Here is a 430-nt window from a genome sequence, read left to right on the forward strand (position 1 = left end):
CGATGTACTGCTCCAGGTCCAGCTCCACGTGCTGCATCCAGTTGAAGTCGCCGCAGGGCACGTCCAGCATCGTCCTTGCCTGGGCCTTGCGGAGCACCTCCGGCAACTCGCGGCGGATGGCCTCCGTCGCCTTCAGCGTGGAGCCCGGCCCCGAGCACGACTCCGAATCCAGCCAGAAGTTGTGCTGGTAGATGCGCGAGAACCAGAGCTGCCGGTACTTCTGCTCCAGCGCCCCGAACTGGGGAACGTGCTCGTTGAGCCGCGTCCGCGCCGACGACACGGCCTCGTTGAGGTACGACTTCATCGTCGACCACACCACGGCACGCCGAGGGCTCTTGGGCGAGGAAGAGGAATCCATGGTGCGAGGGGCCTTTCGCTGACGCGGAGAGAGTGAAACATTGTATGCGAATCTTCACTCTCCGTGCCACAC

1 protein-coding gene is annotated in these 430 nt (G+C 64.0%); it reads right to left on the bottom strand.

The genetic code is table 11. From position 1 onward, the window contains the following. Nucleotides 1-358: hypothetical protein (locus D7Y04_RS42825; protein ID WP_199749835.1), on the bottom strand; the 358-nt coding region annotated here is incomplete at its 3' end. Between the last annotated feature and the right edge of the window lie 72 nt (nucleotides 359-430).

The organism is Corallococcus sp. AB038B (assembly GCF_003668955.1).
GTDB classification, from domain to species: Bacteria; Myxococcota; Myxococcia; order Myxococcales; family Myxococcaceae; genus Corallococcus; species Corallococcus exiguus.